The 15,123-nt window shown below is 42.5% G+C and carries 17 protein-coding genes and 1 pseudogene; 10 read left to right on the top strand and 8 right to left on the bottom strand.

All coding sequences use genetic code 11. From position 1 onward, the window contains the following. Positions 1 to 111 precede the first annotated feature (111 nt). The 4 genes from FTT70_RS00445 (at position 112) to FTT70_RS00435 (ending at position 4,837) form a co-directional block, all read left to right on the top strand. Positions 112 to 2,934, top strand: coding sequence for a ribonucleoside-diphosphate reductase subunit alpha (locus FTT70_RS00445; protein ID WP_180051977.1), 2,823 nt, complete (start codon positions 112 to 114; stop codon positions 2,932 to 2,934). Positions 2,935 to 3,022: 88 nt separating this feature from the next. Continuing rightward, a complete protein-coding gene (locus FTT70_RS00440; RefSeq protein ID WP_179988535.1) occupies positions 3,023 to 3,217 on the top strand; it encodes a hypothetical protein in 195 nt (64 codons plus the stop codon). A gap of 62 nt (positions 3,218 to 3,279) precedes the next feature. Continuing rightward, on the top strand, positions 3,280 to 3,414 hold the full coding sequence (locus tag FTT70_RS13605; RefSeq protein WP_004972322.1) for a hypothetical protein: 135 nt from the start codon (positions 3,280 to 3,282) through the stop codon (positions 3,412 to 3,414). 139 nt (positions 3,415 to 3,553) lie between these two features. Next, on the top strand, positions 3,554 to 4,837 hold the full coding sequence (locus tag FTT70_RS00435) for a ribonucleotide-diphosphate reductase subunit beta (RefSeq protein ID WP_178319240.1): 1,284 nt from the start codon (positions 3,554 to 3,556) through the stop codon (positions 4,835 to 4,837). A gap of 326 nt (positions 4,838 to 5,163) precedes the next feature. Here the strand turns inward: FTT70_RS00435 and lysM are convergent, their stop codons facing one another. From lysM to FTT70_RS00405, 6 genes are all read right to left on the bottom strand, one after another. Next, positions 5,164 to 5,637 carry a peptidoglycan-binding protein LysM gene (gene lysM / locus FTT70_RS00430; RefSeq protein ID WP_004972325.1) on the bottom strand — a complete coding sequence of 158 codons (474 nt, stop codon included), beginning with the start codon at positions 5,635 to 5,637 and terminating at the stop codon, positions 5,164 to 5,166. 250 nt (positions 5,638 to 5,887) lie between these two features. Next, positions 5,888 to 6,124 (bottom strand): acyl carrier protein, encoded by a 237-nt coding sequence (acpP, locus tag FTT70_RS00425; protein WP_001279871.1) that lies wholly within the window; start codon positions 6,122 to 6,124, stop codon positions 5,888 to 5,890. 83 nt (positions 6,125 to 6,207) lie between these two features. Continuing rightward, positions 6,208 to 6,942 carry a 3-oxoacyl-ACP reductase FabG gene (gene fabG / locus FTT70_RS00420; RefSeq protein ID WP_004972328.1) on the bottom strand — a complete coding sequence of 245 codons (735 nt, stop codon included), beginning with the start codon at positions 6,940 to 6,942 and terminating at the stop codon, positions 6,208 to 6,210. Further along, a complete protein-coding gene (fabD, locus tag FTT70_RS00415) occupies positions 6,939 to 7,925 on the bottom strand; it encodes an ACP S-malonyltransferase (protein WP_180168167.1) in 987 nt (328 codons plus the stop codon). Before fabD ends, fabG begins: the two co-directional genes overlap by 4 nt. A gap of 204 nt (positions 7,926 to 8,129) precedes the next feature. Further along, on the bottom strand, positions 8,130 to 8,312 hold the full coding sequence (gene rpmF / locus FTT70_RS00410) for a 50S ribosomal protein L32 (protein WP_004972331.1): 183 nt from the start codon (positions 8,310 to 8,312) through the stop codon (positions 8,130 to 8,132). Between the two features lie 76 nt (positions 8,313 to 8,388). Continuing rightward, on the bottom strand, positions 8,389 to 8,946 hold the full coding sequence (locus FTT70_RS00405) for a DUF177 domain-containing protein (RefSeq protein ID WP_131260705.1): 558 nt from the start codon (positions 8,944 to 8,946) through the stop codon (positions 8,389 to 8,391). A gap of 98 nt (positions 8,947 to 9,044) precedes the next feature. Between FTT70_RS00405 and FTT70_RS00400 the strand changes: the two genes are divergently transcribed. From FTT70_RS00400 to rluB, 6 genes and pseudogenes are all read left to right on the top strand, one after another. Continuing rightward, the gene (locus tag FTT70_RS00400) at positions 9,045 to 9,707 is read left to right on the top strand and encodes an elongation factor P hydroxylase (RefSeq protein WP_004972334.1); all 663 of its coding nucleotides are present in this window, start codon (positions 9,045 to 9,047) and stop codon (positions 9,705 to 9,707) included. A 91-nt stretch (positions 9,708 to 9,798) separates the two neighbouring features. Further along, entirely contained in the window at positions 9,799 to 10,416 is a 618-nt protein-coding gene (locus FTT70_RS00395) for an L-threonylcarbamoyladenylate synthase (protein WP_004972336.1), read from the top strand. A 68-nt stretch (positions 10,417 to 10,484) separates the two neighbouring features. Next, entirely contained in the window at positions 10,485 to 10,766 is a 282-nt protein-coding gene (locus FTT70_RS00390) for a hypothetical protein (RefSeq protein ID WP_180043575.1), read from the top strand. Positions 10,767 to 10,985: 219 nt separating this feature from the next. Next, positions 10,986 to 11,780: a ScpA family protein gene (locus FTT70_RS00385; RefSeq protein ID WP_179996292.1), complete on the top strand. Its 795-nt coding sequence runs from the start codon at positions 10,986 to 10,988 to the stop codon at positions 11,778 to 11,780. Then, positions 11,777 to 12,370, top strand: coding sequence for an SMC-Scp complex subunit ScpB (gene scpB, locus FTT70_RS00380; protein ID WP_004972340.1), 594 nt, complete (start codon positions 11,777 to 11,779; stop codon positions 12,368 to 12,370). Before FTT70_RS00385 ends, scpB begins: the two co-directional genes overlap by 4 nt. Positions 12,371 to 12,411: 41 nt before the next feature. Next, a pseudogene (gene rluB / locus FTT70_RS00375) lies at positions 12,412 to 13,284 on the top strand (23S rRNA pseudouridine(2605) synthase RluB); the annotation flags it as partial. Positions 13,285 to 13,664: 380 nt separating this feature from the next. Here rluB and bioD read toward each other — a convergent pair. Then, positions 13,665 to 14,315, bottom strand: a complete 651-nt coding sequence (gene bioD / locus FTT70_RS00370) for a dethiobiotin synthase (protein ID WP_136144800.1) — start codon at positions 14,313 to 14,315, stop codon at positions 13,665 to 13,667. After that, complete coding sequence (gene bioC, locus FTT70_RS00365) at positions 14,312 to 15,121, bottom strand: malonyl-ACP O-methyltransferase BioC (protein ID WP_136144801.1); 810 nt, start codon at positions 15,119 to 15,121, stop codon at positions 14,312 to 14,314. Before bioC ends, bioD begins: the two co-directional genes overlap by 4 nt. Positions 15,122 to 15,123 lie beyond the last annotated feature (2 nt).

The raw sequence follows: 15,123 nt of genomic DNA, 5'->3' as shown, positions 1-15,123 counted from the left end.
CAATTTTAAACCACTAAGTCTTGTGTTTATCCCTCAATCACTGCGGCCTAAGTTTTGCCCAGTTTAATGGTCCATAAACATAACAATAGATGACAATGGAGCTATGCTGACATGAGCGTAATCACCTCAACCCCTGGTCAATTACAAGTGATTAAACGCACTGGTGATGTTGCCGCTTTTGATGCTGAAAAAATTGCAGTTGCAATTGGCAAAGCGTTTTTGGCTGTAGAAGGTCAACAAAGCGCCGATTCAAGCCGCATTCATGATCGGATCGAACAACTGACTGAAATGGTGTTGAACACATTCAACCGCCGTTTACCGTCTGGCGGAACTATTCACATTGAAGAAATTCAAGACCAAGTTGAACTTGCGCTCATGCGTACAGGCGAGCAAAAAGTTGCTCGTGCTTATGTCATCTACCGTGAACAACGCTCAGAAGCGCGTAAGCAAGCAGGTGAAAACCATCACCCGACGTTACAAGTGACTGATGCAAACGGTCAGCTTAAACCACTAGATTTAGGTGCGTTAAAAGCAACCGTGAATAAAGCGGCAGAAGGTTTAGAAGGCATTGATGTAGATGCCATCATTGATGAAACCGTGAAAAACCTCTACAACGGTGTAAAAGAGTCTGACATCTCAACCACCATGATGATGGCGACTCGTACCCGTATTGAGCAAGAGCCGAACTATACCTATGTGACTGCGCGTTTATTGCGTAATGACTTGGTAGCAACAGGCTTAGAATTTTTAGGTTTGGCAACAGATACACCTGAAGGCGAAGCATTAGAAACTTTCCTGAAAAAAGGTGTAGAACTTGATTTGCTTTCTGCAGACTTACTTGAGTTTGACCTTGCCAAACTTGCTGCAGCGATTCAGCCTGAACGCTCAAACCAGTTTACCTATTTAGGTCTGCAAACTTTATTTGACCGTTATTTCATTCACTCAGATGGCGTACGCTTTGAACTTCCACAATTGTTCTTTATGCGTGTGTCAATGGGTCTGGCGCTTAATGAAGATGACCGTGAAGCACGTGCAATCGAGTTCTATAACTTATTGTCTAGCTTCGACTACATGGCTTCTACGCCTACCCTGTTTAACTCAGGTACGCTACGTCCACAGTTATCAAGCTGTTACTTAACTACAATTTCTGATGACCTTTACAACATTTATGGTGCAATGCGTGACAACGCAATGCTGTCTAAATGGGCAGGTGGTTTAGGCAATGACTGGACGCCAGTACGTGCTTTGAACTCCTACATCAAAGGAACAAACGGTAAATCTCAAGGTGTTGTTCCGTTCCTTAAAGTTGCTAACGATACAGCTGTTGCGGTCAACCAAGGTGGTAAGCGTAAAGGTGCGGTATGTGCGTACTTAGAAACTTGGCACTTAGACATCGAAGAATTCCTAGAGCTGCGTAAAAACACAGGGGATGACCGTCGTCGTACCCATGATATGAACACAGCCAACTGGGTACCTGACTTGTTCATGCAACGTGTCTTTGAAGATGCAGAATGGACATTGTTTACGCCATCTGAAACACCAGACTTGCACGACTTGACGGGCGAAGCTTTTGCTGAGCGTTATGCGTACTACGAAAGCATTGCCAAAGAAACTAACATGCTGCATAAAAAACTTCGTGCGAAGGACTTATGGCGCAAAATGTTGTCAATGTTGTTTGAAACAGGTCACCCGTGGATCACATTCAAAGACGTATGTAACTTACGTTCACCGCAACAACACGTTGGCGTAGTGCACTCATCTAACTTATGTACTGAAATTACCCTCAATACTAACCAAGATGAAATTGCGGTATGTAACTTGGGTTCAATCAACCTTGTGCAACACGTTCAAGGTGGTGTGTTAGACCGTGAAAAATTAGCACGTACTATTAAAACTGCAGTACGTATGCTCGACAACGTCATCGACATCAACTACTACGCTGTACCACAAGCACGCAATTCAAATTTGAAACATCGTCCTGTAGGTATGGGCATCATGGGCTTCCAAGATGCGCTTTATGAGATGAACTTGGCTTATGGTTCAGATGCTGCAGTTGAATTTGCCGATGAATCTATGGAAGTAATCAGCTACTACGCGATTCAAACGTCTAGCGACTTAGCGGTTGAGCGTGGTACTTACGAAACATTTAAAGGTTCATTGTGGGATCAAGGCATCTTACCAATTGACTCTTTAGACATTGTGGCGAAATCGCGTCCAGAACGTATGTTTGAAGTAGACCGTACACAGCGTTTGGATTGGGACAGCTTACGTGCCAAAGTTCAAAAAGATGGTATGCGTAACTCAAACGTGATGGCGATTGCTCCGACTGCAACCATTTCAAATATTTGTGGCGTTTCTCAGTCTATTGAGCCGACATTCCAAAACTTGTATGTGAAATCGAACTTGTCTGGTGAATTTACAGTAATCAACCCTTACCTCGTTCGTGCATTGAAAGAGCGTGATTTGTGGGATTCTGTGATGGTGAATGACCTGAAACACTTTGAAGGTTCAGTACAAAAAATTTCACGTATTCCTGAAGAATTGAAAGCGATTTTTGCGACTGCGTTTGAAGTTGAACCACGCTGGATTGTAGATGCAGCATCACGTCGTCAAAAATGGATTGATCAGGCGCAATCGTTGAACTTGTATATTGCAGGTGCAAACGGTAAGAAACTTGACCTGACTTATAAAATGGCATGGTTACGTGGTCTGAAAACGACTTATTACCTACGTGCATTGGGTGCAACGTCTGCAGAGAAATCGACCATTAACACGGGCGCATTGAACGCAGTAAAACCTGCAACAGTAACAGCAGCCCCTGTGGCAGCCGTTACACCAGAAGCGTCTGCAGCTGTTGATGAAGATTTTGCTCAAGCAGCACCAGTGCCAATGGCATGTAGTATTGATAATCCTGATTGTGAGGCTTGTCAGTAAAATAAATAACTAGAAGTCAGAAAACATTATTAGCTACCTACGTGGCAAATAATGTGACTCTAGTAGATGTTTTTACTAGCACATCGCCATGAAAGTAGCTTCTTACAATATAAATGGAGCTATCGTGAGCTTATTAATCATTACATTTTTACTAGCTTTAGCTGATATTTTAAACAGTTGTGCAAATTTAGTAGAAGCAACATCAAGCCTTTTGCTAGCGATTAATATTCTGTTAGAGAATGAGTTAGTAACAAAATTATTGAGTTCAACTTTTAATTTATAAGATTTTTTGGTTGTCTTAAAACTTAGGGCAACCAATCCAGTTGAATAACCAAGGAAATCACCATGCCACACATGACCCACAACTATATGTTAGGACTCGCGGTCTTGCTGGTTTCCTTTGTAGTGTTGTTTTACGCACCGATTGCTTACTTTTGGGTACAAGCGGCAAAACAACAACGAAAGCAAAATAAGTCGTGAGCAAATTGGTCGGAATGTACATTTTTCAGACCAAGATGAGCAAAACTTAATTTTGCTTTCACAAATTAAGCGTATATTAAGACATCTCAGCGTAGCTGGATGTCCATAAAAGATATAAAGCAACGAAGAGAGAATTGATATGTCTATCCTAAGTTGGGACGATTTCGAAGATGATTCGCAAAAACCGGCTGCTCCTGAACACAAGTCTGCGCCCGTCGAGCCGCAAAAAGCGCATGATACGCAGATGGTATCTCATGCAGAGCAACCACAGACGACTGTGGCAGCTGCACAACCCGCTGCAGCCCCTAGAAGTAGAACAACAGATTCAACCGATCCGTTGGCAAGAGCATCTAACGCTCTAGATCAATTGGACGTTGCTCCTGGTCTTGAAGAACTGGAAATGGGTGCATCGCGCGTACAGGTTGATGATAAAGCCATGATCAACTGTCGTGCAGACTTAAACCAGCTTGTACCGTTCAAATACGAATGGGCATGGCAAAAATATCTAGATGGTTGTGCAAACCACTGGATGCCGCAAGAAGTCAACATGAACCACGACATCGCGTTGTGGAAGTCTGAAAATGGCTTAACTGAAGATGAGCGCACCATTGTTATGCGTTCACTTGGTTTCTTCTCTACTGCAGACTCATTGGTTGCTAATAACTTGGTATTGGCTATTTATCGCCACATTACCAACCCTGAATGCCGCCAGTACATTTTGCGTCAAGCCTTTGAAGAAGCGATTCACACTCACGCTTACCAGTACTGTATCGAATCGTTAGGTATGGATGAAGGCGAAGTCTTCAATATGTACCGCGAAGTACCATCGGTTGCGCGTAAAGCAGCATGGGGCTTGAAGTACACGCAATCTTTAAGCGATCCTACTTTCAAAACAGGTACACCTGAAAACGACCAAATTTTGCTACGCAACTTAATCGCATTCTATTGTGTACTTGAAGGTATTTTCTTCTACTGCGGTTTCAGCCAAATTTTGTCGATGGGTCGTCGTAACAAAATGAATGGTGTTGCAGAGCAATTCCAGTACATTTTACGTGATGAATCTATGCACTTGAACTTTGGTATCGACATGATTAACCAAATCAAGATTGAGAACCCGCACTTATGGACTGCAGAATTCCAGCAAGAAGTGATTCAAATGATTCTTGAAGGCACGATGCTTGAAATTGAATATGCGCGTGACACTATGCCACGTGGTGTATTGGGCATGAACGCAGGTATGATGGAAGAATATTTGAAATTCATCTGTAACCGCCGTTTGAGTCAGCTCGGTTTACCTGAACAGTTTGTTGGCGTAAACAACCCGTTCCAATGGATGTCTGAAATGATGGACTTGCGTAAAGAGAAGAACTTCTTTGAAACGCGTGTAACCGATTACCAGACTGGCGGTGCATTGAGCTGGTAATATCGCGACACATAAAATATCGTTGTGAGACACATGAGTTGTCATTGAGAAAACCGCCATTCATGGCGGTTTTTTTAAAGATACGATCGAGTATTTAATGGCTAGGTTGTGCAAATACCTAACAATTTGATTTTTTTAATTTATTTATTTTTAAAACTTCCATAAACCTTTAAAAATCGTTATCTTACAAAATATTTATACAACAATGCCGTTTTTTTACTTCTTTTGTTCATTATGAGAATAGGACAATAATCCAACAGCCCAAAAACGACAAAAAACAAAATAAATAAAGGCGCATCACGCGCCTTTATTCAGGCTGCTCACATTTATGCAGGAATACGCAACACCTGTCCTGGGAAAATGTCATCGGCATTTTTTAGTAATGGACGGTTAGCTTCAAAGATTTTGTTGTATTGGTTGGCATCCCCATAAAATTCTTTAGAAATTTTAGATAAGGTATCGCCTGATTTTACTGTATAGAACTTGCTTTCTGGTTCTGGGGTTGCAACTGTGAGTTGATCATCTACTTGTGCAACATGGTCAATATTACCCACTGCAAGAATAATTTTTTCACGGTCTGCCTGACTATTGACCTGTCCACGCACTGTCGCTAAGTCAGTAGTTGCGTTATAACTCACCGATAAACCTGTCACAGGTAAGCCTAAACTTTTCACATGCCCCAAAAGTTTATTGGCAATTTCTTGTGCTGATGGTTCTGCAGGTGTGCTTGGTGCAGCTTGTGGCTCTGCAGGTGCTGTATTTTTCTTACCAATCCCTTTTACAAAATCAAAAAGACCCATGAGGTACTCCTATTTTTTTCTGCTGTTATAAAGCGTCGCTCACTTACATAAGCACGTTTCTGTTCTCATTCATTTATAACTAAAAAAATAAGCGACTTCGGTTGTGATTAGACACTAGCCTGGTAACAAAATGTAAGCTACATCACACATTTAACAAAATGCGCCTTTTTCATATTCGATTGTAAAAACGACAGCGCATAAAAAAGCCACCTTGCGGTGGCTTTCATTTCAGCAGAGCTGAAATCAACAATTAACCAAGTTTTTTAGTTACGTAGTCGATTGCTGATTGAACTGTTGTGATTTCGTTAGAATCTTCGTCTGGGATTGTGATGTCAAAATCGTTTTCGAAAGACATTACAAGCTCTACTAAGTCTAAAGAGTCAGCACCTAAGTCATCCATAAAAGATGCTTCGTTTTTGATTTCTTCAGCTTTAAGACCAAGTTGTTCTGCAACCGCTTGTTTAACGCGTTGTTCGATATCGCTCACAGGAATTCTCCTCATTGCTTGTGGCGTTTTTAATGCCGTTAGTTTAATTGAATCTATAAAATTTTGAAAGTTTATACTTGAGCTTAGCTCATGTATAAACCACCATTTACGTGTAACACTGTACCAGTGATGTAACCAGCTTTGTCAGAAGCCAAGAAACTCACTGCATTTGCGATATCTTGTGGATCACCTAAACGGTTTAATGCCACTTGCTCACTCATTTTTTTGCGAATTTCTTCACTTAGCTGATCTGTCATTTCAGTTGCAATAAAGCCCGGAGCAACCGAGTTTACTGTAATTTGACGACTGCCCATTTCTTTGGCAAGGCTACGGCTGAATGCTTCAATACCGGCTTTTGCCGCAGAATAGTTCGCTTGTCCTGGGTTCGCAAAATGTGCTACCACAGAACTAATATTAATAATGCGTCCAAAACGTGCTTTGGTCATGCCCTTCAAGACACGTTTAGATAAACGGTAAACTGCCTTTAAGTGAATGTTGAGAATGTCATCCCAATCATCTTCTGACATACGCAGTAACAAATTATCTTTGGTAATGCCCGCATTGTTAACTAAAACCAAAACTGAACCATAGCTTTGTTCAATTTCAGAAACCAATGCATCAATGGCTGCACCATCACGGACATCCAATACTTTACCTGCACCGTTTTCTGCAAAACTTGCCGATAATTTTTCTGCGCCCGCTTCAGAAGTGGCAGTACCTACCACAAAAAAACCGTCTTGAATGAGTTGCTGAGCGATGGCTGCACCAATCCCTCGGCTTGCACCTGTGACTAATGCAACTTTACGTTCTTGTGTCATGCAATTTTCCCTTCTGCCACTAAAATGGCATTTAGTGCATCTTCCATACGACTTTGTGTGTCGAGTGGGAATGCTTTTTCGATATTCGGTAAACGCTTCGCAAGATTCGCCAATACGTTGCCTGGGCCACATTCCACGATATATTCAATACCCTGATCTTGTAGGTATTGCATGGTTTGTGTCCACTGCACCGATTGGTACAATTGCGCAGTGAGTGCCTGACCTAATTGCGCAACATCTGCCGCGATTCCAGCGTTGACATTTTGTATTACAGGAATACGTGGTAGCTCAATGGCAGTTTGTTCCAAAGCTTGTGCAAACTGTTCGGCAGCAGGTTTCATCAATGAACAGTGTGAAGGTACAGATACAGGCAGGGCAATGGCTTTACCGCCATTTTCTTTGGCCAATGCCATTACTGCTTCGACTAAAGTTTTATCGCCTGCAATAACCACTTGCCCTTGTGCATTGTAGTTGGCTGCTTCTACCGAGCCACGACCTTGCACATTCACTTGTTCACATAGCTCAAGCACTTTGGCATCTTCAAGGCCTAAAATGGCAGCCATTGCGCCCTGACCTTGTGGCACAGCGTTTTGCATTAATTTGCCGCGCAAGTTTACCAGTTTAACGGCATCGCCCAAGCTCAAGCTTCCTGCAGCTACTAATGCGCTGTATTCGCCCAATGAGTGTCCTGCCAAATATTTTGGTGCAACACCACCCAACTCTAACCACACATGCCATAAAGCGATACTTGCAGTGAGTAATACAGGCTGAGTAAATTCTGTTTGGTCTAAACCTTCACCACTTTGTGCAATGTGCCATAAGTCAAAGCCAATCGCTTCAGAGGCTTCTGCAAATGTTTCGCGCACACCGCTAAACTGTTCTGCAAGCTCAGCCAACATACTGGCTTTTTGTGAGCCTTGACCAGGAAAGACAAATGCAGTTTTAGTGGCTTGAGCTACTTGCTCGAGTCGTTTAGCAGACATAAAAAATCCTTTAATTAAGATGCGCAAATTGTAGTTTTTTGCAGCTACAACCCACACCTTCTCATGTAAGCTCAGTTATGGAGCGGAAATTTAACACTTAATTTTGTTTTTAGTAATTGCCAAATACAACAAAAATCGGGCACAAAAAAAGGGAGCTTACGCTCCCATTTTTTCTACTAAGCTTGACGCTTAATACATCACCAATTATTCAGCATCTGCTTTAGCGAATAATTGACGACCACGGTAGAAACCATCTTTAGTTACGTGGTGACGACGATGAGTTTCACCAGTAGCTTGGTCTACAGTTAATGCATTCTCGGTTAAAGCGTCATGTGAACGGCGCATGTCACGGCGAGAGCGACTTTTACGGTTTTGCTGAACGGCCATGATGGCTCCTTACAAAGATCGAAAAAATGGATCAGAACAAATTGAGTTGTCTTAACTAAAAATTATAACATAATTTTCAGTTAAGTTTACCTTTCAAACTTGCCAAAACATCAAACGGATTATCACGTTTTTCTTCGGCAATGTTCTGAATGGCAGGTTGATGCTTATGCTCGCAAGCGTCATGCTTAGGAGATAAAGGCAACAACAATAACAATTCATCTTCTATAAGTGACAGTAAATTAGCCGTCGCAGGCGAATCATAATCGCCTTTGGTGGTGGCTTCACTTTCACCTAATACAATGAAATCAGCATCCTCATCCAAGCGCTCTATCAGTGACTCATCATCCACAAGAGCTAGATGAAAATCTGAAACGAGGTCTATTTCTACAGAACCCAAGCAGCGCTGGCATTCCATTGGAACTCTCGTTTCAATATGACCATCTAGCCATACAATGCGATGATACGCATCCATTGATAGCTTACAGTCTATGTTAACCAATTGATCATCAATTGATCCAACAGCTTCACGGGCGATACGAGCAAAGCGAGACAATGGCAGGTTACCTGACCATGTAAAGCCCTGTTCAGCCCATTTAAACGGCTCAATCTGTGCCGGAAAGGTATTTGCTGACATAATTAAGGCGGCAATTCTACAAATTCATCAGTACTCTGTCAAAGATTAAGATACAATTTTGTACTTATTTAGACAGACCAATTTTGGGTAACACAGTCATGCATCTGTTGCAGCCGCAAACAGAAGTGAATTTTTCATCACTTGTGAGCACACTTCCAACCACCAATTCTGACACTTCGCACCCCCAAGTGCAACTCTCGGACTGGGCAAAACTCAATACAGAAACGGAACAGGTGGACTGGCTCATCTTACACTTTAATCACTGGTTTTCCCACCTAAATGTGAACTTGGTCAAAGGTGATTTTGAACCTGAGTACTTTCCTGCCACGGTAACACAGCCTGCACGAATTCAATTTGCACATGGTTTCTTTAATAGTGCCTTGCATGAAATTAGCCATTGGTGCATTGCAGGCGAACAACGACGTTTATTGCCAGACTTAGGCTATTGGTATGCTCCCGATGGTCGCACTCAGGAACAACAAGCCTTATTTGAACAGGTTGAAATTAAGCCTCAAGCCATTGAATGGCTATTTGCTCAAGCGTTTGGACGTAAATTCCGTGTATCTTTAGATAACCTGACCGGTGAAGGTGGAGATGGCCGCACATTTAAAGACAATGTCTTTGCCCAAGTACAGCGTTATTTTAACGGAGAAGCCAAATTACCACGCGATGCAAAACGCTTTATTGAATGTATTTGTTACTGCACCCGAGGTGGCAAAACATTACAAATTGCAGAGTTTGAACGAAAAAATTTGGATTAAATGCAATAAAGCACAAGGCAATGATTGCAACTGACATCAATCCCCTTTCATAATGAGCCTAACGTCACATTTACGCTACTGAGGAATTCATATGTTGCATTTAAGAGTACATCCTGAAAATCCACAGCCGCGTCTAATCAGCCAAGCGGTTGAACGCATACGCGCAGGCGATGTGGTGGTCTATCCAACCGATGCTGCTTATGCGATTGGTTGCCAAATTGGTAATAAAAACGCGATGGAGCGCATTTCACAAATTCGTGGTTTAGGCGCAAAACACCAATACGCCATTATTTGTGCCGATTTATCGGATATTGCCACCTACGCCAAAGTGGACAATGCCATGTATCGTCTGCTGAAAAACAATACGCCTGCGGTCACCACATTTATTTTACCTGCGACCAGTGAAGTTCCACGTCGCTTGATGCATCCCAATAAAAAAACCATTGGTTTGCGTATTCCAAGCAACCCTATTTGTCGCATGCTGCTTAAAGAATTAGGCGAACCGTTACTGACCAGTACCCTGATTTTACCGGGGCAAGAAGACCCTTTAGATGATCCATACGAGATTGATCTACAACTCAACAAACGTATTGATGTACTGATTGATGGTGGCTTAGGCACACTTAGCACCACCAGTATTATTGATTTATCGGGCGACAACCCGCAAATTGTGCGTCGTGGTGTGGGAGATGTGAGTGCTTTTGAATAAGCATTCACTACCTGCAAAGTGATTGACAGCACTACGGTTTAAAAGCCTTACTTGCACGAATTAAACCCATGACTTTATTTCAGGTATTGTTAAATTTGCAGCAGTTTTCGGATGAGATGCACATTTATGTGCAACATCCGTGGACGCTAGATTCCGATGCAATCGTGTGTTCCCAAACTGCATTCACAGCAACAATACCTGAACCTCCCGATTCTTATACTTACTTTTTAGATGCAGCACTATGTAAAGCACTTTTAGCGCAATCGCAAACTCGTAATCTGTGTTTACAAGACAGCTGCATGGCAATGATTGAATACGCATTACAGAATAAAACAGAAATAAATACTTAAAGATTGAATGAGTTAATTTTTACAACTTGCCTTAAATCTCCCTCAATCCCGATTTATTTTAGGCTTTTTTTGATATTTGGTCGTAGAACAGATTTATTTCAATCACGATATCCTTTAGACTAGCCGCTATTAATTCTGAGCTATTTCTCCATCTCCTTCTTATCTGAAGCGGAAATAGCATTTGCATGCTTTTGAAAATTCGCGTGGCCCAACACTGTAATGAATCAATCCCTCCACAATGCGATGGAACCTGCCCAACACATTCGTGTGTTAGATGAGTGGCAAGAGTCGATTCCTGAGGATTTGTATATTCCTCCTGCAGCATTTGAAATTCTGTTAGAGCATTTCGAAGGACCACTCGACTTTTTAATTTACCTGATTCAAAAAAATGGCTTCGATTTACTTCAGTTAGATATTGCCCCGATTGCATCGCAATATTTGTCGTATATGGATGCCATGAAATCGCTAAATATTGAACTGACTGCCGATTATATGGTGATGGCGGCATTACTGGCCGATTTAAAATCCCGCCTGTTGTTGCCTAAACCTGCAAGTATCAGCAGCATTGAAAAAGACCCAAAACAAGAGCTGATTGACCGTTTAGAAACCTATTTAAGAATCAAGCAAGCAGCTGAACGCTTGGGGCAAATGTCTGTTTTGGAACGCGATACCTTTGCTACCAATGTTAGCTTAGGGCATACCGCAGTCAATAATGTTGGCTATGCAGCCGATCAATTACGTGATGCCTTGTTCTGTATTTTTAATCGTCCTGAACCTGTCACCCATCAAGTTTTGCAAGAACCTGTTTTACTTGAAGAACGGATTGCATTTATTGAAGCCAAACTCGCATCGGGTGAAGTACTAAGTTTTGACGCGTTGCTTAAACCAAGTCAGGGACGCATGGGCATGGTGGTGACCTTTATGGCGATTTTAGAACTGACCCGCCAGCAAAAAGTGTGCATTATCAGCAGCGGTATTGAAGCACCATTGAGCATTCAAGGGGCGCAGACATGAATCCAGAACCAATAATTTCAAGCTTGTCTGAAGGCGAACAACAGCATGAAGTGCTGATGCAACTCGAAGCAATTATTTTTGCCAGTGACAGTGCTGTGTCTTTAGCACGTCTGAAAGAAGCGTTTCAAGATAAGTACAGCAAAGCGCAATTGCGCCAGTTTTTACAACAATTGGCCATGTTACAACATGGTCGCTCGATTGAACTGATCGAAACCGCACAAGGTTTCCGTTTTCAGGTGCGGGCAAAGTATCGTACAATTATTACACAGGTATGGCCTGAACGTCCGACCCGACTTTCACCCTCACTGCTAGAAATACTGGCTGTGATTGCCTACCACCAACCTGTGACCCGTGCAGATATTGAACAAATTCGCGGAGTATCAAACAATAGTCAAATTTTACGTACATTGTTTGATTGGAACTGGATTAAAGAATCAGGTTTCCGAGAACTCCCAGGAAGACCTGCGTTGTTGGTTACAACGCCTCAATTTTTAAATGCGTTTGGCTTGAATTCCTTAAGTCAATTGCCTCCCCTACAGGATGCCAAGGAAGCTTTCATGGCACTCGATGCATCTGCGTCTGTGTCTTGAATAGGTAAACTGTTGATGATCATTTCTAAGGTTATGCTGTCATGAGTGAAAAGTTGCAAAAGGTACTCGCACGAGTAGGCTTGGGTTCTCGCCGTTATATGGAAGAAGTCATTGCCGCTGGTCGTGTGAGTGTCAACGGCCAAGTTGCCCAAGTGGGTGAACGTATCGAACCAGGTGATGAGCTTCGCATCGATGGTCGTAAAGTTCAGTTCCAAATTGAAGATGAAATTCGTCGTCGTGTTCTGATTTACTACAAACCAGAAGGCGAAATTTGCTCACGCAACGACCCAGAACAGCGCCCAACTGTATTTGATAACCTGCCTGCAATTGCCAATGATCGTTGGGTAATGGTTGGTCGTCTGGACATTAACTCGACAGGTTTATTGCTATTCACCAACGATGGTGAATTAGCCAACCGTTTAATGCACCCATCGAACGAAATTGAACGTGAATATGCAGTTCGTGTGATGGGTGAAGTGACACCACAACTGAAAAACAACATGCTGCGCGGCGTAGTGCTAGATGATGGCCCTGCCAAGTTTGAATCTTTCTCTGAAATTGGCGGTGATGGTATTAACCGCTGGTATCAAGTGGTGGTAAAAGAAGGTCGTAACCGCGAAGTTCGTCGTATTTTTGAATCACAAGGTCTGAAAGTCAGCCGTCTATTGCGTACCCGTTACGGCACGGTAATTTTACCGCGTGAATTACGTACAGGTCGCTGGATGGAATTGGATAAAAATGACATCGATAACCTTGCCAAAGCGGTTGAGTTAAAACCACGTCAAGGCACAGGTTTGTACGGCATGGCAAAACGTCGCAATGAGCGTATGCAGGAAAAACCATTGGCGGCTCGTCGTGGTGGTTTCTTGCGTCAGCAACGTCGTGACACCGAAGAAGCTGCACAAAACACAGGTTTTGCACCACGTGAATCACGCCAAGAAGGTAACAGTTACGGCAACCGTGAGCGTCGCCAAGACGGTAACAGCTATGGCAATCGTGAACGTCGCCAAGACGGCAATAGCTATGGCAACCGTGAGCGTCGCCAAGACGGTAACAGCTATGGCAACCGCGAACCACGTCAGGATGGTAACAGCTACAGCAACCGTGAACCACGTCAGGATGGCAACAGCTACGGCAACCGTGAACGTCGTGACGAAAATGCACCACGCAAACCGTTTGGCAATAAAAGCTTTAAAAAATTCTAAAAGCTGAAATACGCCAAATTGATAAAAAGCCACACGTTCATGTGTGGCTTTTTTATTGGGCAAATTGGTTGGACAAAAAATAATAAAAATTAAATATTTGGCAATACAGGAATTTCAATCCACTGTGCTTTTGGAAAGCTTTTTGACAAATAATTTTTTAAATATTTGGCAGTATCCTGCGAAATTAAAGGGTCTTGTGATTCATCGTTCAAATTATATGCCAATGCATGTAAATTCAAACCACGTGTTTTTAAAGCTTCCAAACTGAGCAAAGTGTGGTTAATACTGCCCAAACGCCCAGAACTCACCAAAATAACAGGATATTGTTTTTGCTCAATATAGTCGATGGTGAGTAGGTCTGTGGTCAGCGGCACCATGAGTCCACCCGCACCTTCTAATAATACTGCATCATACTTTGCTGCCAGTTGCGCAGTCGCAGCCTCAATTTTAGCAAAGTCAATCTCACGACCATCAATTTGTGTAGCCAAATGCGGTGAAGCAGGATAACTAAAAATTTCAGGCATGGTGAGTTTGTCATCATCTTCAGGCAACCATTCACTGCCCATAATTTTACGATGCTGCTCAATATCTTCTGAAACGTCTTGATTGCCTGTTTGAATCAATTTTTGGGTAATAGTCTGAATACCCTGTCCATTCATGGTCTTGGCCAAATAACCTGTGGCATAGGTTTTACCAATCCCTGTATCAATACCACTCACAAAATAAACTTGAGCTGTCATGGCATTCTCCGTGCAAGACAATAAATAGGATGATACGTGAGCGTATAACTTTTTTGCTGTGAGCTATGCTGCTGACTAAACTGTTCATAGCCCCGATAAAATTCGGTTAAAGTCGTTTTGTTCCAACGCTGCCCTTGCGCTGTACCCGTGACACCCGTGGCTTTTAAATGCTGCAAAATCTGTTTGGGATGTTCAAAACTTAATGATTCAAGCTGCTCTGAACAGTGTAATACTTCAAAGCCCTGCTGTTTAAGCTGTTGTTGTAACGCATCCATACTCAAATAATGTAAGCCTTGACCTGTTAATTGCTTAATTTCAGTCAAGTTTTGAGGGCCAAACGTCGAAAAGCACAAATACCCTTGCGGCTTTAACGCTTGATTCGCCTTGCACAATAATGCTCCAAAATCTTCCACCCATTGCAAAGCCGAACTCGAACAAATTAAATCCAAAGACTGCGGAAAATCGAGCTGTTCTATATCGCCAATTAAGCCATGAATTTGCGTACTAGTTGTTTGAGGATGATGCAGATACGCATGCAACACTTCGGCATATAAATCATTTAAAGTCAGCTGTTGAATTTGAAATTCACGCAGTAGCAAGTCGGTTAAATTCCCTGAACCACAGCCGATTTCCAAGACGTTTTCAAAGCAAGGCTGAGGTTGATCTGACAACTTTTGCTGCACAATATATTGCTGCATTTTTGCCATTAACTGCTGACAAATTTGCTGCTGTACCACGGCATGCGTTTTATAACTCTGATGAGCGCGGGCAAAACGCTGTGCCACTTGTGCCTTATCTATACGCATAC

This window comes from Acinetobacter sp. YH01003 (genome assembly GCF_013420525.1).
GTDB classification, from domain to species: domain Bacteria; phylum Pseudomonadota; class Gammaproteobacteria; order Pseudomonadales; family Moraxellaceae; genus Acinetobacter; species Acinetobacter towneri.
This window is presented reverse-complemented; position numbering and strand designations above follow the sequence as displayed.

Bases quoted from the DNA above. Each gene is read 5' to 3' on its own strand.
- FTT70_RS00385 (WP_179996292.1), top strand. From the start codon at position 10,986: ATGAATCAATCCCTCCACAATGCGATGGAACCTGCCCAACACATTCGT.
- bioD (WP_136144800.1), bottom strand. From the start codon at position 14,315: ATGACAGCTCAAGTTTATTTTGTGAGTGGTATTGATACAGGGATTGGT.
- lysM (WP_004972325.1), bottom strand. From the start codon at position 5,637: ATGGGTCTTTTTGATTTTGTAAAAGGGATTGGTAAGAAAAATACAGCA.
- fabG (WP_004972328.1), bottom strand. From the start codon at position 6,942: ATGACACAAGAACGTAAAGTTGCATTAGTCACAGGTGCAAGCCGAGGG.
- scpB (WP_004972340.1), top strand. From the start codon at position 11,777: ATGAATCCAGAACCAATAATTTCAAGCTTGTCTGAAGGCGAACAACAG.
- FTT70_RS00395 (WP_004972336.1), top strand. From the start codon at position 9,799: ATGTTGCATTTAAGAGTACATCCTGAAAATCCACAGCCGCGTCTAATC.
- FTT70_RS00405 (WP_131260705.1), bottom strand. From the start codon at position 8,946: ATGTCAGCAAATACCTTTCCGGCACAGATTGAGCCGTTTAAATGGGCT.
- FTT70_RS00445 (WP_180051977.1), top strand. From the start codon at position 112: ATGAGCGTAATCACCTCAACCCCTGGTCAATTACAAGTGATTAAACGC.
- FTT70_RS13605 (WP_004972322.1), top strand. From the start codon at position 3,280: ATGCCACACATGACCCACAACTATATGTTAGGACTCGCGGTCTTGCTG.
- FTT70_RS00400 (WP_004972334.1), top strand. From the start codon at position 9,045: ATGCATCTGTTGCAGCCGCAAACAGAAGTGAATTTTTCATCACTTGTG.
- FTT70_RS00440 (WP_179988535.1), top strand. From the start codon at position 3,023: ATGAAAGTAGCTTCTTACAATATAAATGGAGCTATCGTGAGCTTATTA.
- FTT70_RS00390 (WP_180043575.1), top strand. From the start codon at position 10,485: ATGACTTTATTTCAGGTATTGTTAAATTTGCAGCAGTTTTCGGATGAG.
- rpmF (WP_004972331.1), bottom strand. From the start codon at position 8,312: ATGGCCGTTCAGCAAAACCGTAAAAGTCGCTCTCGCCGTGACATGCGC.
- fabD (WP_180168167.1), bottom strand. From the start codon at position 7,925: ATGTCTGCTAAACGACTCGAGCAAGTAGCTCAAGCCACTAAAACTGCA.
- FTT70_RS00435 (WP_178319240.1), top strand. From the start codon at position 3,554: ATGTCTATCCTAAGTTGGGACGATTTCGAAGATGATTCGCAAAAACCG.
- bioC (WP_136144801.1), bottom strand. From the start codon at position 15,121: ATGCGTATAGATAAGGCACAAGTGGCACAGCGTTTTGCCCGCGCTCAT.